At 66.4% G+C, this 24,073-nt stretch carries 25 protein-coding genes and 1 pseudogene; 12 read left to right on the top strand and 14 right to left on the bottom strand.

From position 1 onward, the window contains the following. Positions 1-18: 18 nt before the first annotated feature. Together ACYQML_RS22645 and ACYQML_RS22640 are read left to right on the top strand one after the other, a co-directional pair. Entirely contained in the window at positions 19-663 is a 645-nt protein-coding gene (locus ACYQML_RS22645) for a TetR/AcrR family transcriptional regulator (RefSeq protein WP_056424838.1), read from the top strand. Between the two features lie 83 nt (positions 664-746). Beyond that, on the top strand, positions 747-1,202 hold the full coding sequence (locus ACYQML_RS22640; RefSeq protein WP_056424840.1) for a DUF2852 domain-containing protein: 456 nt from the start codon (positions 747-749) through the stop codon (positions 1,200-1,202). 76 nt (positions 1,203-1,278) lie between these two features. On the opposite strand, the gene ACYQML_RS22635 is transcribed toward ACYQML_RS22640, so the two are convergent. After that, positions 1,279-1,545, bottom strand: coding sequence for a hypothetical protein (locus ACYQML_RS22635; RefSeq protein ID WP_419952271.1), 267 nt, complete (start codon positions 1,543-1,545; stop codon positions 1,279-1,281). A gap of 215 nt (positions 1,546-1,760) precedes the next feature. Between ACYQML_RS22635 and upp the strand changes: the two genes are divergently transcribed. From upp to ACYQML_RS22620, 3 genes are all read left to right on the top strand, one after another. After that, entirely contained in the window at positions 1,761-2,423 is a 663-nt protein-coding gene (gene upp / locus ACYQML_RS22630) for a uracil phosphoribosyltransferase (protein WP_461222753.1), read from the top strand. 85 nt (positions 2,424-2,508) lie between these two features. Beyond that, positions 2,509-3,525 carry an NAD(P)H-quinone oxidoreductase gene (locus ACYQML_RS22625; RefSeq protein ID WP_461222755.1) on the top strand — a complete coding sequence of 339 codons (1,017 nt, stop codon included), beginning with the start codon at positions 2,509-2,511 and terminating at the stop codon, positions 3,523-3,525. 169 nt (positions 3,526-3,694) lie between these two features. Then, positions 3,695-3,997, top strand: coding sequence for a flagellar basal body-associated FliL family protein (locus tag ACYQML_RS22620; protein ID WP_056424851.1), 303 nt, complete (start codon positions 3,695-3,697; stop codon positions 3,995-3,997). A gap of 195 nt (positions 3,998-4,192) precedes the next feature. On the opposite strand, the gene ACYQML_RS22615 is transcribed toward ACYQML_RS22620, so the two are convergent. The 12 genes from ACYQML_RS22615 to ACYQML_RS22560 form a co-directional block, all read right to left on the bottom strand. After that, positions 4,193-5,074 (bottom strand): 3-hydroxybutyryl-CoA dehydrogenase, encoded by an 882-nt coding sequence (locus ACYQML_RS22615; protein ID WP_207412617.1) that lies wholly within the window; start codon positions 5,072-5,074, stop codon positions 4,193-4,195. Positions 5,075-5,283: 209 nt separating this feature from the next. Continuing rightward, positions 5,284-6,234, bottom strand: a complete 951-nt coding sequence (locus ACYQML_RS22610; RefSeq protein ID WP_461222756.1) for an electron transfer flavoprotein subunit alpha/FixB family protein — start codon at positions 6,232-6,234, stop codon at positions 5,284-5,286. A 134-nt stretch (positions 6,235-6,368) separates the two neighbouring features. Next, a complete protein-coding gene (locus tag ACYQML_RS22605; RefSeq protein ID WP_056258098.1) occupies positions 6,369-7,118 on the bottom strand; it encodes an electron transfer flavoprotein subunit beta/FixA family protein in 750 nt (249 codons plus the stop codon). Positions 7,119-7,338: 220 nt separating this feature from the next. After that, on the bottom strand, positions 7,339-7,911 hold the full coding sequence (locus tag ACYQML_RS22600; protein ID WP_461222757.1) for a cob(I)yrinic acid a,c-diamide adenosyltransferase: 573 nt from the start codon (positions 7,909-7,911) through the stop codon (positions 7,339-7,341). A 32-nt stretch (positions 7,912-7,943) separates the two neighbouring features. Then, positions 7,944-8,561, bottom strand: a complete 618-nt coding sequence (locus ACYQML_RS22595; RefSeq protein WP_056424869.1) for an acyloxyacyl hydrolase — start codon at positions 8,559-8,561, stop codon at positions 7,944-7,946. Positions 8,562-8,706: 145 nt separating this feature from the next. Continuing rightward, the gene (locus ACYQML_RS22590) at positions 8,707-8,892 is read right to left on the bottom strand and encodes a twin transmembrane helix small protein (protein WP_056424872.1); all 186 of its coding nucleotides are present in this window, start codon (positions 8,890-8,892) and stop codon (positions 8,707-8,709) included. 99 nt (positions 8,893-8,991) lie between these two features. Continuing rightward, positions 8,992-11,616, bottom strand: coding sequence for a TIGR02302 family protein (locus tag ACYQML_RS22585; RefSeq protein WP_461234094.1), 2,625 nt, complete (start codon positions 11,614-11,616; stop codon positions 8,992-8,994). A 219-nt stretch (positions 11,617-11,835) separates the two neighbouring features. Continuing rightward, positions 11,836-13,110, bottom strand: a complete 1,275-nt coding sequence (lysA, locus tag ACYQML_RS22580; RefSeq protein WP_461222759.1) for a diaminopimelate decarboxylase — start codon at positions 13,108-13,110, stop codon at positions 11,836-11,838. 96 nt (positions 13,111-13,206) lie between these two features. Then, positions 13,207-13,515 carry a hypothetical protein gene (locus ACYQML_RS22575; protein ID WP_056424881.1) on the bottom strand — a complete coding sequence of 103 codons (309 nt, stop codon included), beginning with the start codon at positions 13,513-13,515 and terminating at the stop codon, positions 13,207-13,209. Between the two features lie 139 nt (positions 13,516-13,654). Then, complete coding sequence (locus tag ACYQML_RS22570) at positions 13,655-13,927, bottom strand: 3',5'-cyclic-nucleotide phosphodiesterase (RefSeq protein WP_311274901.1); 273 nt, start codon at positions 13,925-13,927, stop codon at positions 13,655-13,657. A 159-nt stretch (positions 13,928-14,086) separates the two neighbouring features. Then, positions 14,087-14,833 (bottom strand): hypothetical protein, encoded by a 747-nt coding sequence (locus ACYQML_RS22565; protein ID WP_461222760.1) that lies wholly within the window; start codon positions 14,831-14,833, stop codon positions 14,087-14,089. A gap of 240 nt (positions 14,834-15,073) precedes the next feature. After that, positions 15,074-15,706, bottom strand: a complete 633-nt coding sequence (locus ACYQML_RS22560; protein WP_419952264.1) for a DUF1134 domain-containing protein — start codon at positions 15,704-15,706, stop codon at positions 15,074-15,076. Positions 15,707-15,879: 173 nt separating this feature from the next. Between ACYQML_RS22560 and ACYQML_RS22555 the strand changes: the two genes are divergently transcribed. After that, entirely contained in the window at positions 15,880-16,317 is a 438-nt protein-coding gene (locus ACYQML_RS22555; RefSeq protein WP_419952263.1) for a YHS domain-containing (seleno)protein, read from the top strand. Between the two features lie 14 nt (positions 16,318-16,331). On the opposite strand, the gene ACYQML_RS22550 is transcribed toward ACYQML_RS22555, so the two are convergent. After that, positions 16,332-17,189, bottom strand: coding sequence for a 3'(2'),5'-bisphosphate nucleotidase CysQ family protein (locus ACYQML_RS22550; RefSeq protein ID WP_056424893.1), 858 nt, complete (start codon positions 17,187-17,189; stop codon positions 16,332-16,334). Positions 17,190-17,381: 192 nt separating this feature from the next. On the opposite strand from ACYQML_RS22550, the pseudogene chpT reads away from it, so the two are divergent. The 6 genes and pseudogenes from chpT (at position 17,382) to ACYQML_RS22520 (ending at position 24,030) form a co-directional block, all read left to right on the top strand. Beyond that, positions 17,382-18,117, top strand: a pseudogene (gene chpT, locus ACYQML_RS22545) (histidine phosphotransferase ChpT). Between the two features lie 145 nt (positions 18,118-18,262). Then, the gene (locus ACYQML_RS22540; protein WP_461222761.1) at positions 18,263-20,977 is read left to right on the top strand and encodes a hybrid sensor histidine kinase/response regulator; all 2,715 of its coding nucleotides are present in this window, start codon (positions 18,263-18,265) and stop codon (positions 20,975-20,977) included. Positions 20,978-21,015: 38 nt separating this feature from the next. Next, the gene (locus ACYQML_RS22535; protein ID WP_056425002.1) at positions 21,016-21,504 is read left to right on the top strand and encodes a chemotaxis protein CheW; all 489 of its coding nucleotides are present in this window, start codon (positions 21,016-21,018) and stop codon (positions 21,502-21,504) included. 23 nt (positions 21,505-21,527) lie between these two features. Beyond that, positions 21,528-21,911, top strand: coding sequence for a response regulator (locus ACYQML_RS22530; protein WP_056425005.1), 384 nt, complete (start codon positions 21,528-21,530; stop codon positions 21,909-21,911). A gap of 77 nt (positions 21,912-21,988) precedes the next feature. Continuing rightward, the gene (locus ACYQML_RS22525; RefSeq protein WP_461222762.1) at positions 21,989-23,158 is read left to right on the top strand and encodes a protein-glutamate methylesterase/protein-glutamine glutaminase; all 1,170 of its coding nucleotides are present in this window, start codon (positions 21,989-21,991) and stop codon (positions 23,156-23,158) included. Next, positions 23,155-24,030, top strand: a complete 876-nt coding sequence (locus ACYQML_RS22520) for a CheR family methyltransferase (protein WP_461222763.1) — start codon at positions 23,155-23,157, stop codon at positions 24,028-24,030. The genes ACYQML_RS22525 and ACYQML_RS22520 overlap by 4 nt, the downstream gene beginning before the upstream one ends. Positions 24,031-24,073 lie beyond the last annotated feature (43 nt).

The following is a 24,073-nucleotide window of genomic DNA, read 5'->3' as shown; positions in this document are numbered from 1 at the left end:
GCCCGAGGATGGAATCCAGTGCGACCCTGGCGAGAAGGACCGGGAGACCGGCGCAGCTACCATCACGGCAACCTCAAAGAGGCGCTGATCGAAGCGGCGCGCCGGTTCATCGCCGAGCGCGGCGTGGGCGGCTTCACCCTGGTCGATGCGGCACGCCTCGTCGGAGTGACCCCGGCCGCGCTCTATCGTCATTTTCGGGGTCGCGAAGCTCTGCTGGAGGAGGTAGCCGGCCGTGGCTTCACCGACCTCGCCGAGCGTCTGGCACGCTCCCTCACCTCACGCGGAACACCTCTCGAGCGCTTCACCCGAATGGGCGAGGCCTATCTCGCCTTCGCCGAGGAAGAGCCCGGCTATTATGCCGCGATCTTCGAGACGCGTGGCGCACCGATGGCAGCGGATTCTGCAGCCTCCGACGTCCCGCCCAGGCCCAGCCCCTTCGACCTTCTGCTCGAAGCGCTGAAATCGACGTTTCCGGATGGATTCGGCGGAGTCGAGCCTCGTTTCGTCGCCCTGGAAGTCTGGGCCCTCTCGCACGGGCTCGCCACGCTCTCGGCTTCCGGACATCTGCCGAAGGGGCCGGGAATGCCAGACAAATACGAGCTGCTACGCGCCGGCGTGCTGGCCCTCGTCCATGGCGCGGGACGCCCCCGACCGTCAGCCTGACACTGTCCTGAAAACGACCCTTGAAACCGCCACGTCGCATTCGCAAGTAAATGTGGTTCACATTAACATCGGAGCTGTGAGCCGTGAGCTTTTCCTCGACCTCTCCCTGGGCCACCGGCAAAGCCTGCCGCAGCGGTCCGTTTCCCCGCCGCTCTTTCGAGATCGGCGCCGTCGTCGTCGCGTTCTTCTATTGGTGGCCGTTGGCGGCGGCCTACATCGCCTGGAAGGTGGCGGGTTACCCGGCATTGTCCGAACTGCGCGGCATGATCGGCCGCGGATCCGATTGGCAGGCGGGCATGCGCAAGTCGCGCTTCGCCCAGGCGTTCGAGGCCGCAGACCTGCGCGGCACCGGCAACCTTGCCTTCGACGATTACCGCCGCGCCGAACTCGACCGGCTCAATGCCCAGCGCAAGGCGCTGCAGGAGGAGAGCCGCGCCTTCGCTGAGTTCGTGGAAGAACTGAAGCGCGCCAAGGACCGCGAGCAGTTCGACGCCTTCATGGCCAAGCGCAACAATAGCGGCCCGACGCAGAGCGTCTGACCGATCCCCCATTCGGGGCAGGGAGGGCTTCCGGCAGCGATGCCGGGAGCCCTTTTTCGTTTGTCCGGCGGCGAGATCAATCCTGCAGTTTTTTCAGGTGATGCAGGGCGATGAAGTGCAGGCAGAAGCCGACGATCAGCGCCGTCACGCTCACCGCACCCGGCTCGGTCTGGAAGAACCGTAGCGAGACGCTCCACGCCTCGGAGCGGGACAGGCGGTGGTCAAACCCTTCGTAGAGCCGCATCCCCGGCAGGAAGAAGCCGACCATCACCAGAGACGCCCCGAGCGTATTGAGGAACGTGGCGCGATAGCGGACCCTGTCGTTACGGGCGGACTTGCTCATGGGCGTACTGTTTCGGATAAGTTTCATCGACGATCCGGACCACCCTGTTTGCATCGCTCCGACGACCGGGACGCGCCCCCCACCGCGTCATGGCCGCGCTTCTTTATCGGATTTTCATGCCCCGGGGGGCCATAAGGGCAGGAGTTCAAAAGAGCGTGGGGTCGGTCCGGTGCCGTCCGTGGTGCGGTGGGCCGGTTCTCGGGGGAGTGAAGGCGATGGCGAATACGGACGGTCCCGGCGCGGAGATCCGCGCAACGGTCACGGTGGTCGACCATCCCCTGGTCCAGCACAAGCTGACCCTGCTCCGCCAGAAGGAACGCTCGACCAAGGGCTTCCGCCAGATCCTCAACGAGATCGGGATGCTCCTCGCCTACGAGGTCACCCGCGACCTTCCCCTGGAGCGGGTGACGATCGAGACGCCGATCCAGGCGATGGAGGCACCGCAGATCGCCGGAAAGAAGCTGGTTCTCGCCCCAATCCTGCGCGCGGGCGTCGGCTTCCTCGACGGCATGCTGTCGCTGGTGCCCTCCGCGCGCGTCGCCCATGTCGGGCTCTATCGCGACCCGGAGACGCTGGAGGCGGTGGAATATTACTTCAAGGCGCCGTCCGACCTCGCCGACCGCACCGTCCTCGTCCTCGACCCGATGCTCGCCACGGCCAATTCGGCCATCGCGGCCATCGACCTCTTGAAGCAGCGCGGCGCTCGCGACCTGCGCTTCGTCTGCCTCCTCGCCGCGCCGGAAGGCGTCGCCAAGCTCCAGGCGACGCATCCCGACGTGCCGGTCTGGACCGCCTCCATCGACAGCCACCTCAACGACCACGGCTATATCGTGCCAGGCCTCGGCGATGCCGGCGACCGGATGTACGGCACCCGCTGAGACATTCCTCGCTTACCAACTGCGCCCTTGCCAACCCGCCCTCCGGCCGCACATGACGGGTCACGCCAACCGGAGATGTGATGCGATGACGTCAAGCCCAGACCTGCCCGAGACCATGCGCCAGATCCGGTTCGCGGGAGCAGGTGGGCCGGACGTCCTGACGCTCGAGACGGTGCCGCTGCCCCAGCCCGGTCCCGGCCAGGTGCTCATCGAGGTCGTGTCGGCCGGCGTGAACCGGCCCGACATCCAGCAGCGCGAAGGCAAGTATCCGCCGCCGAAAGGGGCGACCGAGATCCCGGGCCTCGAAGTCGCCGGCCGGATCGCGGCCCTCGGCGAGGGGGCGGAGGGTTTCGCCATCGGCGACGAGGTCTGCGCCCTCACCATCAGCGGCGGTTACGCCGAATTCGCCGTGGCCGAAACCGGACAATGCCTGCCGCGCCCGGCGCCGCTCTCGCTGATCGAGGCCGCCGGACTGCCGGAGACCTATTTCACCGTCTACAGCAACGTCATCGAGCGCGGGCGGCTGAAGTCGGGCGAAAGCTTCCTCGTCCATGGCGGATCGAGCGGCATCGGCTCCACGGCGATCCAGATGGCGAAGCTCCACGGCGCGCGGGTCTTCGCCACCGCCGGATCCGCCGAGAAATGCGCCTTCTGCAAGGAGCTCGGCGCCGACGAGGCGATCAATTACCGGGAGGCGGATTTCGCCGAGGAGATCAAGCGCCTCACCGAGGGCAAGGGCGTCGATGTCATCCTCGACATGGTGGGCGCACCTTACCTCGCCCGCAACTTGGCCTCCCTGGCGATCGAGGGACGTCTCGTGCAGATCGCCTTCATGCAGGGCTACAAGGTCGAGAGCTTCAGCATGACGCCGATCATGATGAAGCGGCTCACCTTCACCGGTGCGACCCTGCGGGCGCGTCCCAAAGCGGAGAAGGCGGCCATCGCCGAGGGCCTGCGCCGGGACATCTGGCCCCTCCTCGCCGATGGCCGGATGAAGCCCATCATCCATGCCACCTTCCCCTTGGAGAAGGCGTCCGAGGCCCATGCGCTCATGGAATCCAGTGCGCATCTCGGCAAGATCATGCTGACGACCGGGAGGTGACGCAGGGCTTAACCTGGATGTAGCTGCGGCTTTTGCGTCATATGCCGCGAGCAGGGCCAATCGACTCGGAACAGGGAGCTCGGCCGTCGCGTTCAATCCACCAAATGGGACATCCGCGTCTCAGGTTGAACATGACGGCCGTCCCCGGCCGAGCTTCGAAAGGTATCCCATGGCAGAACGACTCGACGGCCAGGACGCGCGTCAGGGCAAGAAGGGCAAGCCGGTCCTCTACGTCCTGATCGGCAGCCTCGTTCTCCTCGCCATCGCCATCACCGGTCTGATGACCTGGCAGGGTGCGAACTCTCCGAAAGACTACGCCTCGCAGAGCCAGGACGCCTCCCGTGGTCAGGTCACCGGCTCCGTAAACGGGTCCGGAAACGGAACCTCGTCGGCGAATACCGGCAACGTTCCCGCTGGCAACCCAGCCTACCCGGCGCCGGCCCAACCTTCGGCCAATGGCGGCCAGAAATAATCCAGACATCATGTCGGTCCCAGCGACCGGCAATGACGACAGCGCGCTACGGCATTGCGGCGGACCTATCCGCTTCGAAGCCGTAGCGTCTTCTTTAAGAAGCATTGTTGATCCGGTGGGACCTCTCGCAAGAGGTCTTTGCTTGAAGAGCTACGACCGCAACTCGGGACCTAAGCCTTCGCGTTCCGCCTACTCTCAGCGGGTCGGAACCGGGACTTCTCCACGATAATCGTAGAAGCCGCGCTTCGTCTTCCGGCCGAGCCAGCCGGCCTCGACATATTTCACCAGAAGCGGGCAGGGGCGGTACTTCGAATCCGCCAGTCCTTCGTAGAGCACCTGCATCACCGACAGGCAGGTATCGAGGCCGATGAAATCGGCCAGCTGCAGCGGTCCCATCGGATGGTTGGCACCGAGCTTCATCGCGGTGTCGATGGCCTCCACGGAGCCGACGCCCTCATAGAGCGTATAGATCGCCTCGTTGATCATCGGCAGCAGGATGCGGTTGACGATGAAGGCCGGGAAATCCTCCGACATGGTGGAGGTCTTGCCGAGCTTGGCGATGAAGGCCTTGGCCGAAACGTAGGTCGGGTCCGCCGTCGCGATGCCCCGGATCAGCTCAACGAGCTGCATGACGGGGACCGGATTCATGAAATGGATGCCGATGAACCGCTCCGGCCGGTCGGTCGCGGCGGCGAGGCGGGTGATCGAAATCGACGACGTGTTCGTCGCCACGATGGCGTCGGGGTTCAGAGAGGGGCACAGGGCGGTGAAGATCTGGCGCTTGGTCGCCTCGTCCTCCGTCGCCGCCTCGATGACGAGATCGCAGGGGGCGAGGTCGTCATAGCTCTCGGCGGCCTGAATACGGGCGACGCCGCTGCGCCTCTGCTCGTCGGTGATCGTACCCTTGGAGACCTGTCGCGCCAGATTGCCGTCGATCGTCGCGAGCCCGCTATGGATACGGGCGGTGTCGCGGTCGTTCAGCCGCACGTCCAGTCCGGCCATGGCGCAGACATGGGCGATGCCGCTTCCCATCTGGCCGGCGCCGATGATTCCGACGGTCTTGATCTCGATGGCCATCGCTTGAACTCGCACCCCTGAGGCGCGGCCGGTTCGGCCGCAGAACGCCCGCCTAGCGATCGAGGCGTTGGCGCCGCAATTGAAATGCGGCGCACAAAATTCCTAGATCATTTTCTCGCTGAGGTGCAGCCCGGGCAAGCGCTTAAATGGGAAAAGAACTCCGCCGCGGATGGCTGCGGCGGAGTTCCATCGTTCTGATCCGGTCCGGATCAACCTTTGGCTTTGGCGATCTCGGCCTGAAGCTCGGGGACGATCTGGAACAGGTCGCCGACGAGGCCGTAATCCGCCACCTGGAAGATCGGCGCATCCTCGTCCTTGTTGATGGCGACGATGACCTTCGAATCCTTCATGCCGGCCAGATGCTGGATCGCGCCGGAGATGCCCACCGCCACGTAGAGGTCCGGCGCCACGACCTTGCCGGTCTGGCCGACCTGCCAGTCGTTCGGAGCGTAGCCCGCGTCGACGGCGGCACGCGAGGCACCCACGGCCGCGCCGAGAGCGTCCGCCAGCGGCTCGATGAGCTCCTTGAACTTGTCCGAGGAGCCGAGCGAGCGGCCACCCGAGACGATGATCTTGGCGGCGGCCAGTTCGGGCCGGTCGGACTGGGCGATCTCCTCGCCCTTGAAGGTAGATTTGGACGAAGCGGGCGCGCTCACTGTGACGGGCTCCACCGGAGCCGTCGATCCCCCGGCGGCAGCGCCCTTGAACGCCGCCATGCGGACCGTGATGACCTTCTTGCCCTCGGCGGCCTGGACGGTCTGGATCGCGTTGCCGGCATAGATCGGCCGGTCGAACGTGTCGGGCGAGATCACGCTCATGATGTCGGAGATCTGCGCCACGTCGAGAAGGGCGGCTACGCGCGGCAGCACGTTCTTTCCGGTGGTGGAGGCGGCGGCGATGATCACGTCGTAATCGCCAGCGAGAGAGACGATCAGCGCCGCCGTCGGTTCGGCCAGAGCGTGGTCGTAGGCGGCATCCTCGGCCAGCAGCACCTTCTCGACACCGTCGAGGGCGGCGGCGGCATCGGCTGCCGGGCGGCTCGCCGCACCGGCGACCAGGGCGTGGATCGGTCCGCCGATTTCCTTGGCGGCGGAGAGCGCCTTCAGGCTGGCGTCGCGCACGGCGCCGTTATCGTGCTCGATGAGGAGGAGAATGGCCATGCTATGCGTCGAACCTCATATGCGGTGCGGCCTGGCATCCGTCGCGGCGTCGCGCCGGATTGCGGCCGAGGATAAGGATTGTGGGCCGGCGCCGGCCATCCTGCGACGGCCGGAGCGTGGACGGAGCCTGAAGCTCAGATGACCGAGGCTTCGCCCTTCAGCTTCTGGACCAGTTCGGCCGCGGAGCCGACCTTGATGCCCGCCTTGCGTCCGGCCGGCTCGACGGTCTTCAGCACCTTGACCCGCGGCGTCACGTCGACGCCGAGCGCATCGGGGCTCAGCTCCTCGAGGGGCTTCTTCTTCGCCTTCATGATGTTGGGCAGCGACGCGTAGCGCGGCTCGTTCAGGCGCAGATCCGTGGTCACGATCGCCGGCAGGGCGAGGGTGACGGTCTGCAGGCCGCCATCGACCTCACGGGTGACGTCGATCGAACCCTCGCCGAATTCGAGCTTGAACGCGAATGTGCCCTGCGGCCAATCGAGCAGGGCGGCGAGCATCTGCCCGGTCTGGTTGGAATCGTCGTCGATGGCCTGCTTGCCGAGGATGACGAGGCCGGGGGCCTCCTTCTCCACGACGGCCTTCAGGATCTTGGCCACCGCCAGCGGCTCCACGAGCCCGTCCGTCTTCACCAAGATCGCCCGGTCGGCGCCCATGGCGAGAGCCGTGCGCAAGGTCTCCTGCGCCTGCTGCGGACCGATGGACACGGCGACGATTTCGGTCGCCTTGCCCTTCTCCTTCAGACGGATCGCCTCTTCGACGGCGATCTCGTCGAACGGGTTCATCGACATCTTGACGTTGGCGAGTTCAACGCCCGAACCGTCGGCCTTGACGCGGATCTTGACGTTGTAGTCGACGACCCGCTTGACGGGCACCAGAACCTTCATGGCGGTCACAATCCTCCAATGATTTTCTTGGCAAGGGCCGGCGCAGCGCGCGAGGGGCCTTCGACGCGGTCGAAGGTCCGGGCACCCTCTTGGAATGAAGCGGCGGACCGTAACGGGGGGATTTCAGACTTGTCAACGCGTGCGACAGTCTAGCCCCGCGTCGAACACATGCGATCCGTAATTTACGCTCGCTTGTATGCGGTCTACCAGATTTCCCGCTTCAGCGGTTCTTGCCTGGAACCCAGAGCACGTCGTCGGCTCCATTGGCATTGGCCGTGCGGCTCGCCACGAAAAGGAAGTCCGACAGGCGGTTGAGGTATTGCAGCGCCTCGGGCGAAACGCGCTCGCCCTCCACCGCGGCGAGGGCCACCGTCAGGCGTTCGGCCCGGCGGCAGATCGTACGGGCGAGATGGAGCGCGGCTGAGGCCGCGGAACCGCCGGGCAATACGAAGGATTTCAGCGGCGACAGCTCGGCGTTGAGCACGTCGATATCCGCCTCGATCCGCTTCACCTGGCTGGCGATGATACGCAGAGGCTCGTAGGCCGGCGGCTCGTCGCTTTCCGGGGTCGCGAGATCGGCCCCGAGGTCGAACAGATCGTTCTGGATACGGCCGAGCATCGCGTCGAGGACGATATCGGCGTGGAGACGGACGAGACCGATACAGGCATTGGTCTCATCGACCGTCCCGTAGGCCTCGACCCGCAGATCCGCCTTGGAGCGACGTTCGCCATTGGCGAGCGCCGTGGAGCCCTTGTCGCCGGTGCGCGTGTAGATGCGGTTCAGGGTGACCAAGGGTTATCCGATCTCAGATCCGGGCATCGGGCTCAGAACGTGTAGCCGATCTTGCCGCCGAAATTCGTCAGGCCGCGATTCTCGTGGCACAGGCCGGCATTCGACATGTGCTCGACGGTGGCCATGATGCTCCAATGCTCGGTCAGACGATAGCCGAGCGCCGCCGCTTCGCGGAAGAGCGGGTTGCAGCCCAGGGCGTTGAAGCCCGCCGGTGCGTTGGCCTTCAGGCCGGTATAACCGTTATGCGCGCCCGCGCCGAAGAAACCTTCGAGGAAGACCCGGTTGTTCAGGGTCTGCGGGAAGAGGTCCACCGTCCAGGTCGCGCCGATATAGGCGAAGCTGGTGCGACCATCGAAATTGTAGCTGCCGCCCACGGTCGGGCGCGGCACGAAGGCCTGCCAGAACGGATCGAGGCTCACCACCGGCTTGGAGAACAGGATCTCGCCGTTGATGGCGTTGGTGTTCTTCTCGGCGCTGCCGGGATCCTGCACGGCCCCGCCGATACGCACTTCGGACACGATGCTCAGCGGCTGGACAGGCGTGACGTAGGCCGCGGCGGGAGGCGGCGATCCGAGATCGGCGGCCTGGGCGGAACACACGACGGGCAGGGCGAGAATGCCGGCGACCAGGCGAGAGCAGATGGCTTGCATCGATGACGGATCCAAAGTGAACCCGACCTTCCTACCACGCAGGAATACGCTGGTGTCAGCCCGGACGATCAGTAATCCCGTCCCGATATCGTCTTAGACGAGAGGTGAGACCCAGCCGCCACACTCACCGAGATGTGATGATTGCTCAGGCGGAGCGCCACCAGACGACGCCCATGATGAAAATGATCGCCAAGAACTGGAGCAGTACGCGGAGGCGCATCAGCCGCTGAGACAGGTTGGCGCTGCCCCCGCGCATCATGTTGATGAGACCGAGAAACAGCACGACGGCCACGGCGAGGCAGGCGACGAGGACCAGGGTGTTGGATGACATGGAGGCTCGCGCTCGGAACGGGGGGACGGAGCCCATATGGCTCCGCCGATCCCCTAGCCCATAGGGCAGGGGATCGCACCCGCGGAACGGGTGCGACCATCAGTTTCGCCGGAGCAGGCGCTCGAAATAGTCGAGCTCTTCCCTGGGCCGGCTCGGATCGCCGAGCTTGCGCCGCAACTCCTCCATGATCCGGCGCGTGCGCTGAACCGCGGATTCGTCGGCGGTCGGGACCTTGCCACGGCCGTCGGAAAGGTCGCGGCCCTTGGTCGGACGGCCGAGCGGATCGTCGTCACGATTGCCGGCCTGCCCCTGCTGGCTCGGGTTCTCGCCACCCTCCTGCTCGCCCTCGCCTTCACCCTCGCCCTGGGCCATCTCCTCCATCTGCTTCTGCATGCCGTCCGCGCCGCGCTTGAGCCCATCGAGGGCGCGGCCCTGAGCGTCGACGGCATCGCCTTCCTTGCCCTCGCCGAGGGCGCCTTCGGCGTCGCGCATCGCCTCTTCGGCATCGGCGAGGCCTTCCTCGCCCTGCATCCCGAGCTCCTTCATCCGCTTCTGCAGATCTTCGAGACGCTGGCGCAAAGCCTGCTGGCGTTCGCCGGCGCCACCCTGGCCCTGCTCGCCCTTCTGGCCTTTCTGACCCTGTTGCCCTTGCTGGCCCTGCTCTCCGCCCTGCTGGCCCTGGTCGCCATTCTGCTGCTGCCCCTGCTGGCCGCGCTGGGGCTTCTGGCCCTGCTTCTGCCCGGGCTGCTGGCCGCGCTTGTTCTGGCCGTCCTTGAAGGTCTCGTCGCGGAGCGCCTGCTGCTCGCGGGACATCTTGTCGAGTTCCTCGGCCTGATTGCTCATCTCACGGCCATTCGGGTCGGATTTGGCTCCCGGCTCGGCGGTCTGGAGGTTCTCGAGGATGCTGCGCAGCTGTTCGAGCAGGCGTTGCGCCTCGGCGGTGTCGCCGCGCTTCATCGCCTCTTCCATGTCCTTCAGCATCTTGTTCAGATCGTCCGGGGTGACGGTCTTGGCGTTCTGCTGCGACTTGCCCTTCTCGCCCTGCTGCTGAGGCTGCTTCTGCTGGCGCTCGGCCATCTGCTTCATGAACTTGTCGAGGGCCTGTTTCAGGTCCTCCGTCAGCTTCTTGATTTCCTCGTCCGGCGCGTTGCGGTCGATGGCGTCCTTCAGCCTGTCCTGGGCAGCGCGCAGGCTCTTCTCCGCATCGGAGAGGTCGCCATCCTCGATCTTGAGCGCCATCTCCCACAGCAGGTCGGCCACCTCGATCAGGTTTTCGTCGGTCCGTGCCGCCTTGAGCCGGCGGGACGCGGTGCGCAACCCGAGGAAGATCGAGGGTTGCGGCGTGAACTGGTCCGGTGCGATCATCAGCGCGTCGAGGGCGGTCTGCACCCGGCGCCGGCTTTCGTCGGGAGCGGTGACGAGGCGTCGACGCTCCTCGGCCAGGGCGCGCGCCAGGGGCTCGCGGAACGGCCGGGCCGGCAGCGTGATCTCCGCCGTCTCGGTCCGCCCCTCCTGACCGGCCTCGTCCTTCACCACGATGGTCAGCCGGATCCGCGCGCCCGACCAGGGATTGTCGGTGAGGTCCACGAGGGTCTTCGTATCGGTCTCGCCGCTCGCGTCCGAGGGCAAAGCGAGGGGCATCTTCGGAAGGGGCACCAGGGAGCGACCGCCTGTCAGGGGCTCGACGATCCCGTCGGCCGAAGCGATGCCGTAATCGTCCTTGGCGCGGTAGCTCAGATTGAAGGTGCCGCGCGCATTCACCTCCAGGGCGCCGACGCGCCGGACTTCCGGGGCGAGGTCCGGGATGGTCTCGACGATGAGATGCTGCTTGGGCGCCGAGCCCGCGGCGATGATGAGATCGGCGGTGCCGCCGACGAGCTGGAAACGGTCCTCACGAAGGTCGGGACGCGCTTCCTTGCCGGGGAGAGGCTTGAAACCCGCATTCGGCGTCAGCACGACATCGCCCTGGCCGGCGATCCGGACGATCAGCGTCGAGTTGACCGGTGCGCGCAGGCGCTGCTCGGTCCCGCTCATCGTGACGACGAGGGGCGGAAGCCTCGTATAGAGCGGCGGATCGATCCAGCCATCGACGCGAAAGTTCGGTCCCGGGCCGGCGGCCTCGTGCCAGTCGAACGCGCTCCCGATGCGCTGGCGCCATTCCGGGCCTGCGACGAACAGGCTGGCCAACGCCGCCACGACGAGGCCGGCGCGAAGGGCGAAGGGGTCGCGGCGCGGCATGCCCGGACGGGGCAGGCCGACGCTCAAACGGGAGACGGCCTCGGCTGCGCGGCGCTGATGCAGCGCCCAAAGCGCCTGCGTCGCCGGGTCCGTCGTTCCGACGGCGAGCGTGTCCTCGATGGCCGAGGCCGGATTGTGGGACGAAGCGCCGTCGGCGGCGTCACGGTCGAGGCGGGCCAGTGCCTCGCGGCGGCTCGGGCGCGATAGGCGGACCAGCGGCACCAGAGCGGCGAGAAAGGCGAGGGCGAAGGCGGCGAGGCCGGCGATACGCCAGAACGGCGACAGATCGAGCCAGAGCCCGAGCCACGAGGCCGCGAGGAAAGCCAGGACCACGGCAAGCGCCCGCCAGACGAGCGGCCAGGCACGTTCCCACAATCCGGCGGCCTGCGATTGCGACACGAGCCGATCGAGCCGGCTTCGGGCTGCCGGCGTCTTCGGCGCCGTCATCTGGGTCGCTTTGGAGGTCGTCGCGTCGGCCTCGTCCATTCTGTTTGGGCTCCCGAGGCGGGGAATGCTCCAGGCATCCCGCCATGTCAGCCTAGCATGGTGGCGGCGCGCGGCGATCGGGTCAAATCGGCCCACCCGCATCGCGGCTGCGCGGCCAAGCAGGTTCGCATTGGCGAGCCAACGCTTCACCTCGCTTAGGCCTTTGAAGTGTCGCAGGTTTCGGAACGCAAAACCGGTGACCACTTTTACTAAACCTGCTTAGTCCGACCGCAGCCAGTCGGGCACGCGGTCGAGGCCGATGAGGTCGTCGTAGCTCTGACGCGGCCGGACGATGGCGGCGCGGTCGCCGCTCACCAGAACCTCTGGCACGAGGCGGCGCGTATTGTAGGTTCCGGCCTGGACAGCCCCGTAGGCGCCCGCGGTCATCACGGCGACGAGGTCGCCCGGTGCGACATCGGGGATATCCCGGGCCAGCGCGATATAGTCGCCGCTCTCGCAGACCGGCCCGACCACGTCGGCGATGAGGCGGGGCGTGTCGGCACCGGGCTCGATGACCGGGCGAAGGGCGTGGTAGGCCTCGTAGAGTGTCGGGCGGATCAGATCGTTCATTGCCGCGTCGACGATGACGAAGGTCCGGCCCTCCGTGCGTTTCACGTAGAGGACGCGGGTCACGAGGATGCCGGCATTGCCCGCGATCATGCGGCCGATCTCGAAGACCGGGCGCAGGCCGAGGGGCCGGAAATGCGGGCGCAGGATATCCGCCAGGGCGGCGGGCTCCGGGGGAGGGGCGTTGTCCTCGCGATAGGGAATGCCGAGACCGCCGCCGAAATCGATGTGATGCAGGGGGTGACCCTGCGCCATCAGGCTGCGCGCCAATTCGGCCAGGAGCCCGGCCGCATGGGCGAAGGGTGCGAGATCGGTGATCTGACTGCCGATATGCATGTCGACGCCGGACACGGCGATCCCCGGCAGGGAGGCGGCGCGGGCATAGACCTCGGCCGCGCGTCCGATGGGGATACCGAACTTGTTCTCGGATTTTCCGGTGGAGATCTTGGCATGGGTCCCGGCATCCACGTCCGGGTTGACCCGGACGGAGACCGGAGCGGTCGCCCCGAGAGAAGAGGCCACCTCGGACAGGGTTTCGAGCTCCGGTTCGCTCTCCACGTTGAAGCAGTAGATGCCGGCATGCAGGGCCGCCGCCATCTCCTCGCGGGTCTTGCCCACGCCGGAGAACACGATCCGCTGCGGATCGACGCCAGCGGCAAGCGCCCGCCGCAACTCTCCCTCGGAGACGATGTCCATCCCCGCCCCGAGACGGGCCAGGGTGGTGAGTACCGCCTGGTTGGAATTCGCCTTCATCGCATAGCAAACGAGGGCGTCGTCTCCCGCGAAGGCTTCGGCGAAGACGCGGTAATGCCGCTCGAGCGTCGCCGTGGAGTAGCAATAGAACGGCGTGCCGACTTCGGCCGCGAGGCCGGTCAGGTCGACATCCTCGGCGGCCAGCCGGCCGTCACGATACTGGAAATGGTGCATGGCGGGCCTTGGGACGCGAATCCCGAAACGCGAACCTGACAGAAGACGGCACGCCCGACATAGCCCCGTCGGGACGGACGTCAGGCCCGCGTCAATCTAGAGGAGCGGATCGAGAATGAAGGGCTGTTTGGGGACGGTATAGCCGCGCTTGACGCCCCTCGAGGTCTGTACGGGAGCCTCGAAGATCGCCTGGGGCGTACCGGAAATAGCAGTCGGGTCGAGGTCGTCGCCATCGGCCACCGCGGTCGCATCCGCCACCGGCGACGCTCCGAGGCCGATCCCGGAGGATTGCACCGGTGCTCGCGTATCAGGGGCCTGCAGGGCACCGCGCCGGCCGCAGCCGGAACCGGCGAGGGCCACGCAGCCCACAGCGAGGAGCAACGTCAGTCGGGAACGAAACAACATCAACGCGGGTCCGGCACCTCAGGCGGCGGCATCATAGCCGCTGCCGCTCGCCGATGCGAGCGCAACGGCCACGCTTTGTGCAGCCTGAGGCCCGGAGGCCTCAGGGAAGGGGATCAAACCTTCGTGTCAGCCGGGCTGGTCAGCCCTTCTTGCCGCCCGTCTTCTCGTAGGCGTCGATCGCGCGGCGGCAATTCTCGGACAGCTTGGTCCAGTTGGTCTGGAAGCACTTGTCCACCGCCGGATCATCGGGAGAGAGGTTCCCGCAATAGGTGAGGTAATCGCCGGTGCAATACTTCTTCAACGTCTCGTTGCCCCGCTTCGTCTGGGGAGCGGCTTGAGCGAAAGCCGCCGCCGACGAGAACATGGCCATGGTGGCGAGAGCGAGGGCAAGCGAAGTCGACTTGAATGCCATAGGGAACGAGATCCGTCTCAGACAGTGGAGATGTGACGAACCCGATGATGCCTATGCATGGTCGAAACAAGGCACGCCGGTGGTCATCCCATGAACAACGCGGCTTCTACGCCACAGCTTCCATGACCTGCAACAAGCCTGTCAGGCTTCGGCGGCTGATCAGACCCGTTCGGCCTGTTTCAAGGGAACAGGGCCGGCCTGCGCGCCGGGCATGGGAAAAACATCGACGGACGGAAGCCGGTTCTGCCTCAGCAGCGAATCCGCCACCTCGACGATACGCTGGCGAAGAACGGCGATCTCTTGGTCTTGCTGCACGTTGGCCTGCGGCACCTTTGCCGCTCGCAGCGCCTCGCATTCCTCCAGAAGCGCTACGTAGCGGGCTTGGAGATCCGGCGCGGGTTCGTCGCTGGCGGTGTCTCCTTCCACGGTCTCCGACGATGCCACTGGGCTGCGTAGCGCATGGAGATCGTCGATGAGATCGCGATGGGCGTTCTCCAGGACTTCGAGCGTGGCGAGGCTGAGGGTTCCTTCCGCGCGCGCGGTGGCGAGGTCGCGTTCGACGCCGTCGAGGGTCGCTCTCGTGGATGCGAGGGTGGCATCCCGCTCCTCCACATTTCGAGCCAGGGCGGCGATCTCGAGGGTCCGCGCTCCGATGGCAGCCATATCCGAATGGCGGCTCGCGCGTGCGGCTTCCACCTTCCGTTCAAGACGACGCTGGGTGACGGCGAAACGCGCGCGCAGGAAATCCTTTTCGGCGGCGATCTCGGAGGCGGAGAGGGGGACGAGCCCTTCGAGCCGACGCTTGGAGAGACGGATCGCCCGGGCGTTCACGGCCGGCAGGACCATGAGGGCGCAGAGGCTCGCCGCAAGGAAGCCGAGCGCGAAGATCATCACGGTTTCGATCACGCGGGGATGCTCTTCCTAAGCAGGTTTCGCAAAAGTGGTCACCGGTTCTGCGCTTTGAAACCTGCGAGATTTCAACGGTCTAAGCAGGCTCGCGTTGGCACGCCGCCGCAGGCTTGCATAGGCCAGATTCGCGAGCCGACAGACCTCAGCATGAACGTCTTTAAACCATTTCCCCCGTGCGAGACCAATCCTTTGAACGGCTTGGAATAAGCCGCCGCCGACCGAGCCGGGCGAACCGGATCAGAACGGGTTCCAAGTCGGCTTCGACGTGAACTTCAGGTAGCCGACATTGATCCCGAGGCGCGCGCCGACACCGGTCCGGATCGGCACCACCACCATCCCGTCATTCGTGACGGCGGTCATCCCGAACCCGCCGATGAAATAGGCCGAGCCGTCGACCCCGGCAAAGCGCCGGTAGAGGCCGGAGACCGAGGGCATGTTGTAGAGGAGCATCATCGTGCGGTCGCCGTCGCCGCCGACATCGAACCCGATGGACGGTCCCTGCCAGTAGATCCGGCGCTGCCCGGCATTGCGGGTATAGAGTGTGCCTTCGCCGTAGCGGACGCCGCCGACGATGGCGCCGGAGGCTTCCTGCCCGAGGATGTAGCCGTTGGGCTCGCCCCAGCGGCGGGTCGCTTCCTCGACGGTGAGGGCGAGGCCGCGCGACATTGAGCCGAAGAACTTATGCCCGTTATCCACGATCTCGGCCGGACGAAAACGGCCGGGGGGCGGCTCGTCGAAGGCCAGAGCCGGGGCGACGGACGCGGCGATCGACAGCGCGGCGGCTGCCACGCCGAGGCTCAGAACGCGCCGACGGGTGATGAGCGGCGAGGGCTCGGCGGATGCGGAGAGGGGATTCGAAGGATCTGTCATCCGGAGCTCCATGTTCGCCCATCAATGGTTCGACATCCGTCCCGATCACCCACATTCTGCCGAATGGGTCTATCCGGTCCGGGACGAGCGGAGAGACGAGCTTGCGTCGCGCCGAGTCGAGCATGAAGTACCGCATGATAGGGTTAACGCGGCGTAACTTCGGAGGGGTCGCGTTGGCGTCGTGCCTCGCCGCACCTCGAAGCGCCTCGGCGGGGCAGGGGCTGATCGCCCTCAACGGTTTCGACGCGGTGAGCTACTTCCTCGACCCCGAAGGCCAGCCGGTCGCCGGCAAAGCCACCTACGAATGGGTCTGGAAGAACCGGACCTGGCGCTTTTCGAAGGCGAGCAATCTCGCGGCGTTCCGGGATGCGCCGTCGGTCTACGCACCGCGTCTCGGCGGCTACGATCCGATCGGGATCGTCGATGGCCGGATCGTCGATACGGACCCGCTGGTCTTCGCGATCCTGCCCGGTCCGACGGGGGATGCGCTCTACCTGTTCCGCAACTCTGAACATCGCGCGAAGGTCGTGGCGTCTCCCGCCATCATAGGGGTGGCGGAAGAGACGTGGCCGAGCCTGAAGTCGCTCACGGAGGACGGCGTGACCCGCTGACACGGGCGCCCCGGTCAGGGCCGCGCGGTGTGCCCTTCCCGGATCGTATTCAGGTTGGGCCCCCGATCGGGCAGTCCGAGACGGCTGGTATAGCTTGGATCCCCAAGGGCTGCGAAAGGGCCGTTACGGTAGAAGATGCGGTAATGGCCGTAGGTGATCTCGCGCCCGGAGGGCACGACGACCCTGCCGCCGGCCGTGGTCAGCACATGATCTCCGGCGGCCGTGTCCCACTCCATGGTCGGGCCGCAGCGGACATAGATATCGGCCTCGCCCGAGGCGATGAGGCAAAATTTCAGGGCCGAGGCCACGCCCCGCCTCTGACCGATGGGAAGGCCGGCGAGACAGGCCTCCGTCTCGGTGTCGCCGTGGCGGCGGCTGACCAGGGCCACGAGCCCGTCCTCCGGTACTTTCCTGACCCGGATCGCATTCCGACCCGTCGGTCGCCCGCGATGGATCACCGCCTCGAACGCGGTGACGCCGGCCCCCCAGACGCGGCCGATACCCGGACCGGCCACGGCCGAGGCCACCGGCCTGTTTCCTTCGATCAGGCAGATATTGACGCTGTAATCCGGGTTTCCCGCGAGAAAATCGCGCGTGCCGTCCAATGGATCGACCAGAAAGAACAGGTCGGCCGGCGGCAGGTCGTGAGTGGACTCCTCGGAAACGATCGGGATCGTCGGATAACGCTGCTTCAGCGCTTCGATGATCAGCTTTTCGGAGGCGATATCGGCGACGCTCGAAGGGGTCCCGTCCGGCTTGATCACGTGTGCGCAATCGCCACCATGATGTCGTCGGAGGATGTCGCCCGCTTCGCAGGCGATGTCGGTCAATGTCGTCGCGATGCTGTCGCGCATCCGCGGATCGAGGGGCATGGGAAAGTCTTGCCTTGCGAGCCGCGCCTTGTCGACTCTAGAGTTGGCTTCAAAGCGTCCTACGCACTCGTCGCGTCGCTTTTCAAAGCATGCTGTGCCGTCTATCGGTGCCGCACCCAGTCGGTTTCATCTCTCGGAGCCGACGGACCGGCCGCATCGGCGGCCCATTCATTGCCCTGTGCGGAGAGCACGATGACCCCCGTCGATCTCGATTCCCTCGATCTCTCCGCGCTGCTGTGCTCGCGCGTCTGCCACGATGTGATCAGCCCCGTCGGCGCCATCGTGAACGGGCTCGAAGTCCTGGAGGACGAGAGCGACACCTCGATGCGGGAATTCGCCCTCGAACTCATCAGCAAGAGCGCGAAACAGGCCTCGGCGCGGCTGCAATTCGCCCGCATCGCCTTCGGCGCCGCCGGATCGGCGGGCGCCTCGATCGACCTCGCCGATGCCGAGAAGGTCTCCCGCGGGATGTTCGGCGACGAGAAGACCCAAGCTGACCTGGAGCGCGCCGCAGGCGCTCTATCCGAAGAACAAGGTCAAGCTCCTGCTCAACCTCGTGATGATCGCCACCACCACGATCCCGCGCGGCGGCCGCATCGACGTCGTCGTGAGCGGCGACGGCGAGGCTCCCTCCATCGTCATCAGGTCGAAGGGGTCGCATGCCCGCATCCCGGCGCATGTGGAGGATCTGATCGCGGGAACGCCGGAGAACGGCGCGGTGGACGCACACAGCATCCTGCCGTTCTATGCGGGCCTCGTCGCCCGCGTCGCCGCGATGAACGTGCGCTTCGGGATCGAAGGCGACGAAGTGACGATCAGCGCGGAGCCCGTGGCAGCCGCCGTCGCGCCGGCCTCGCCCCCCGCCGCTGCCCCGGTCGAGGATACCCGCCCCTCCGACAGCGAGCCCCCCGAAACCTCGCTCGCCTGATCACGGGCCCGACTGTCGCGGCAGGACTCAATCAAATCCTGCCGCGACTTGTGGATTTGTCTCTCTCTCGAAACTCTTCACTAACCTGTCGGCCTCAAGGTGGACTTCGCACAAACCTAGTGCGCGTCTGGACCGAGTGCCTCTAATGGATGACTTGCTGCGTGAGTTTCTGACCGAGAGCGCAGAGCATCTCGACACGGTGGACGCCGAACTCGTCCGCTTCGAGCAGGACCCCAACAACCAGACGATCCTGCGGAACATTTTCCGCCTCGTCCACACGATCAAGGGCACGTGCGGCTTCCTCGGCCTTCCGCGCCTGGAAGCGCTGGCGCATGCAGCCGAGACGCTGATGGGCCAGTTCCGCGACGGAATGCCGGTGAGCAGCCCCGCCGTCAGCCTGATCCTCGTGACGCTGGACCGGCTCAAGCAGATCCTCGGCGATCTCGAGATCGCCGGCACCGAGCCGGCCGGAAACGACGACGACCTGATCAATGCCCTCGACGCCATGTCGGCCGCCCCGTTCGTGGCGCCGGCCGCCGTGGTCGAGACAAAGCTCCCCGACCCCGTCGTGCGTGAGCTCAAGCCCGGCGAAGTCTCCCTCGACGATCTGGAGCGCGCCTTCCTCGAAGCCGAAGGCCCCGACCTGTCGGAGCCGCTCCCCCTCGAGCCGGCCCCCGTCGCCATGGCCGAACCGAAGCAGCCCGAATTCACCGCTCCCGAGTTCGAACCTGCGTCGCTGGCCGAGGATTCGTCCTCGAAGGGCGCCAACCGGAAGAACGGGTCGGACGCTCCCTCCGGGGAATCCGAGGGCGGAGCCTCGAAGGTCCAGAGCATCCGCGTCAACGTGGACACGCTCGAACACCTCATGACGATGGTGTCCGAGCTGGTGCTGACCCGCAACCAGCTCCTCGAGATCGCCCGTCGCCACGACGATTCCACCTACAAGGTTCCCCTGCAGCGCCTCAGCCATGTGACGGCCGAGCTGCAGGAAGGCGTCATGAAGACGCGCATGCAGCCGATCGGCAATGCCTGGCAGAAGCTGCCGCGCGTGGTTCGCGACCTGTCGTCGGAACTCGGCAAGCAGATCGAGCTCATCATGAGCGGCGCCGAGACCGAACTCGACCGTCAGGTGCTCGAGGTCATCAAGGACCCGCTCACCCACATGGTGCGCAATTCGGCCGACCACGGGATCGAATCCACCGCCGACCGGAAAGCGGCGGGCAAGCCGGCCCGTGGCACGATCCGCCTCGCCGCCTATCACGAGGGCGGAACGATCACGATCGAGATCGCCGATGACGGCAAGGGCCTCGATCTCGCCGCCATCCGCCGCAAGGCCGTGGAGCGCAACGTCGCGAGCCAGTCCGAGATCGACAAGATGACCGACGCCCAGGTGGCGAAGTTCATCTTCCATCCCGGCTTCTCGACGGCGAAGGCGGTCACCTCGGTGTCCGGCCGCGGCGTCGGCATGGATGTGGTGAAGACCAATATCGAGCTGATCGGCGGCGTCATCGACATCAACACGCAGCTCGGCCGCGGCACTACCTTCACCATCAAGATCCCGCTCACGCTGGCGATCATCGCCGCCCTCATCGTCAAGGCCGGCGACCTTCGCTACGCCGTGCCGCAGGTTGCGGTGCTGGAACTCGTGCGCGTCGACAAGGCCACGGCCCAGAAGGTCGAGCGCATCAACGGCTCGCCAGTGCTGCGCCTGCGCGAGCGCCTTCTCCCGATCGTCACCCTGACCGGGGTGCTCGGGCAGCAGGAGAACGCCGATAGCATCGATTCCGGCTTCGTCGTCGTCGCCCAGGTCGGACGCCAGCGTTTCGGCATCCTCGTGGACGAGGTCTTCCACACGGAAGAAATCGTCGTGAAGCCGATGTCGTCGAAGCTGCGCCATCTGCCGCTCTTCGCCGGCAACACCATTCTCGGTGACGGTGCCGTGGTCCTGATCGTCGATCCGAACGGCATCGCCCGCCAGGTCAGCCAGGGCACGCAAACCGGCGTCATCCCGGTGGATGCCGAGCCGGAGGAGACCGATGCCGCCGACGCAAAGGCGACGCTGCTGGTATTCAAGGGCGGCGGAGGCAGCTTCAAGGCGGTGCCGCTCTCGCTCGTGACACGGCTCGAGGAGATCGAAGCCAACAAGATCGAGTGGGTCGGCGGACGCCCGCTCATCCAGTACCGTGGCCGGCTCATGCCGCTGGTCCCGGCCGATCAATCGATCGAGATCAGGAGCGAAGGCACGCAGGCGCTGGTGGTGTTCTCGGACGGCGAACGGGCCATGGGCCTGGTCGTGGACGAGATCATCGACATCGTCGAGGAGCGCCTCGACGTGGAGATCGCGGCCGAGCGTTCGGACCTCATCGGTTCGGCGGTCCTGCGCGGCCGCGCCACCGAAATCATCAACATCGCCCACTTCCTGCCGCTCGCCTATGACGACTGGGCGCGGGGCGCGCACAAGCCGGAGAAGCGCAGCGCGACGCTGCTCCTGGTCGACGATTCCGCCTTCTTCCGCGACATGCTGAGCCCGGTCCTCAAGGCCGCCGGCTACAACGTGATCACCGCCGGAAGCGCGGAAGCCGCTCTCACCACCCTGGTGAACAACAGCCGGATCGACGTGGTGGTGTGCGACCTGGAAATGCCGGGCCGCAACGGCTTCGACCTGGTCGCCGCCATGCGGAAGGGCGACGAGCGGGTCTCGCAGCTCCCGGTCATCGGCCTCTCCGGCACGGTGGGCGTCGATGCCATCGAGCGCGCCCGGTCGCTTTCGATCCTCGATCTGGTGGCGAAGTTCGACCGCAGCGGGCTGATCTCGGCCCTGAGCGAAATCGACATCGTCAGCCTTCCCAAAGCCGCCTGAACACGGCCTTCGAACAGAATCGGAGAATCTGAGCCATGATGCAGGCCGCCAACAGCAACAAAGGCGTCGATTCCGGCGCCACCACCGACTTCATCACGGTCTTCGTCGCCGACACAATGTTCGGCCTCGCGATCGACCGGGTCCACGACGTCTTCATTCCCGCCGGCGTGACGCCCGTCCCGCTGGCGCCGATGGAGATCGTCGGCCTCCTCAACCTGCGCGGACGCGTGGTCACGGCCCTGTGCCTGCGCCGCCGTCTCGGTCTCGCCGACCGTGCCGACGACAGCCAGAAGATGGCGATCGGCCTCGAACAGGGTGGCGAAACCTTCGCCCTCGTGGTCGATGGTGTCGGCGAAGTGCTGAAGCTCGGAGCGGAGACGCATGAGCCGGTGCCGATCAACCTCGATTCCCGCTGGCGCAATCTCTCCCTCGGGGTGCACCGGCTCGATGGAAGACTTCTCGTCATCCTCGATGTCGACGCGCTGCTCGCCTTCGGAACGAAACTCGACGTCGCCGGTGCCGCTTGACCATCCAGATCGAGGACAGCCCCATGAAGAACTGCCTCATCGTCGATGATTCCGCCGTCATCCGGAAAGTCGCGCGGCGTATCCTCGAGTCCATGAACTTCAAGGTCGGGGAGGCCGAGGACGGCGCCAAGGCCCTGACGGCCTGCGTCGAAGCGATGCCCGACGTGATCCTGCTCGACTGGAACATGCCGACCATGGACGGCTACGAGTTCCTCCGGGTCCTGCGCCAGACACCCGGAGGCCTGGCGCCGAAGGTGCTGTTCTGCACCACCGAGAACGACGTCGGTGCCATCGCACGGGCACTGCATGCCGGCGCCGACGAGTACATCATGAAGCCGTTCGACCGCGACATCGTCACGGCCAAGCTCGAACAGGTTGGATTCGGCCAGCAGGCCGACGCCGCCTAACCCGGAGACAGGGGGGTTCCAGTCCCGCCCCATCGTCGCTGAGGTTTTCCCGTCGTCCCGACGAAGCGTAGAGTTCCATGGCCGCTGCCGCCTCCGCCCCCGCCTTCGCTCCGCATACCGGGGGCGCCGCGAGCAACGCCGCTCGCGTGCGGGTCATGATCGCCGATGATTCCGCCGTGGTTCGCGGCCTCGTGGCCCGGTGGATCGGCGAAGCCGGGTTCGAGGTGGTGGCGACGGCCTCGAATGGCCGGATCGCGCTGGAATCCATGTCGCGCACCGATCCCGATGTCGTGCTTCTCGACATCGACATGCCGGAACTCGACGGGACGCAGGCCCTGCCTCTGATTCTCGCCAAGAGTCCTGGTGTCCAGGTCGTGATGATGTCGACGCTGACGACGCGCAACGCCGACATCTCCCTGCGATGCCTCGCCCTCGGCGCCGTCGATTACCTCGCCAAGCCGGAAAGCAATCGCGGCGTCACCACCTCGGATACGTTCCGCGCCGAATTGATCGAGCGGGTCCGCGTGTTCGGAGCGGCCCGCGCCCGGCGGCGGCCCCATGCCGCGCCAGCCCCTGTCGGAGCGGTCCAGAGTGCCCCGGCACCGGCCCAACGGCCGGCGACGCCCTTCGTCCTGCGCCCGAAAACCCGAACGGGAATCCCGCCGCGCTGCCTGCTCATCGGCTCGTCCACCGGCGGCCCGCGCGCCGTCGGCGAGGTGCTCGAGAAGATCGGAACCGCGACCCTGCGGCAGTTTCCGGTCCTGATCGTCCAGCACATGCCACCGGTCTTCACGGCGGTCTTCGCCGAGCATCTCGGTGCCAGGACCGGTATTCCGGCGGCGGAGGGCAAGCCCGACGAGCGTATCGTGCCGGGCCGAATCTACGTCGCCCCGGGCGGCCGCCATATGGGCCTGCAGGGCAGCCGGAACGACCTCTCCATCCGCCTCGACGATGGGCCGGTGGTGAATTTCTGCCGCCCGGCGGTGGACGTGCTGTTCCACGACGCCGCAGCCCTCTACGGATCGGCGGCCCTCGCGGTGATCCTCACCGGAATGGGGTCCGACGGCACCAACGGCTCTCGCTCGCTGACGGAGGCGGGGGCGGCCGTGCTCGCCCAGGACGAGGCGACCAGCACCGTCTGGGGCATGCCGGGCAGCGTCGCCAAGGCCGGCCTCGCCCAGGCCGTGCTACCGCTCGGCGAGATCGGCCCGGCACTCCGCAACCTCCTGACGGGGCATGGCGCATGACCGATCTCGAATTCGACTTCCTGCGCAACTACCTGAAGACGCGGTCGGGCCTCGCTCTCAGTGCCGAGAAGCGCTACCTCATCGAGAGCCGGCTCACGCCCGTCTGCCGGCGCTTCACCCTCGCGACCCTCCACGATCTGGTCAACGCGCTGAAGTCCCCGCGTGACCCGAGCCTGGAACGCGCGGTGGTCGAGGCGATGACCACCAACGAGACCTTCTTCTTCCGGGACCGCGTGCCCTTCGATCTGTTCCGGGACGTGCTGTTGCCGGAAGCCCTGGTTCGGCGCGCGAGCCAGCGCCGCCTTCGGATCTGGTGCGCGGCGGCGTCCACGGGCCAGGAGCCGTATTCCCTGGCCATGCTGATCCAGGACGCGGCACCGCGCCTTGCCGGCTGGCAGGTGGATATCGTCGCCACCGACCTCTCGACCGAGGTGCTGGATAAGGCCAAGGCCGGCCTCTACAGCCATTTCGAGGTGCAGCGCGGCCTGCCGGTACAATCCCTGCTCAAGCATTTCGAGCAGGTGGGCGATCAGTGGCGCATCTCCGCCAGCCTGCGCCAGATGGTGGATTACCGCCCGCTGAACCTGCTGCATCCGTTCGAATCGCTCGGAGCGTTCGACATCATCTACTGCCGCAACGTGCTGATCTATTTCGACGCGCCGACGAAGGGCGACGTTTTGGGACGTCTCAGCTCCAGCCTGACCCCGGACGGCGTCGTCCTTCTCGGCGCGGCCGAAACCGTGATCGGGCTCACCGACCGGCTCGTGCCGCACCCGCAGCATCGCGGGCTCTATGGCCAGGCGCCAAGCGCGGCACGGCCGGGCTTGGCCACGCAGCCTCAGCCGATGCTGCGCAAGGTCGTGGGATTGTAGTTCACGATCTGTGCCGCCCGGGCCGCGGCCGCGCGTCGATCGA

It is taken from the genome of Methylobacterium sp. CM6244 (genome assembly GCF_054817885.1).
Note: the sequence above shows the minus strand (reverse complement) of the source record. Positions and strands in the feature narration are given on the sequence as shown.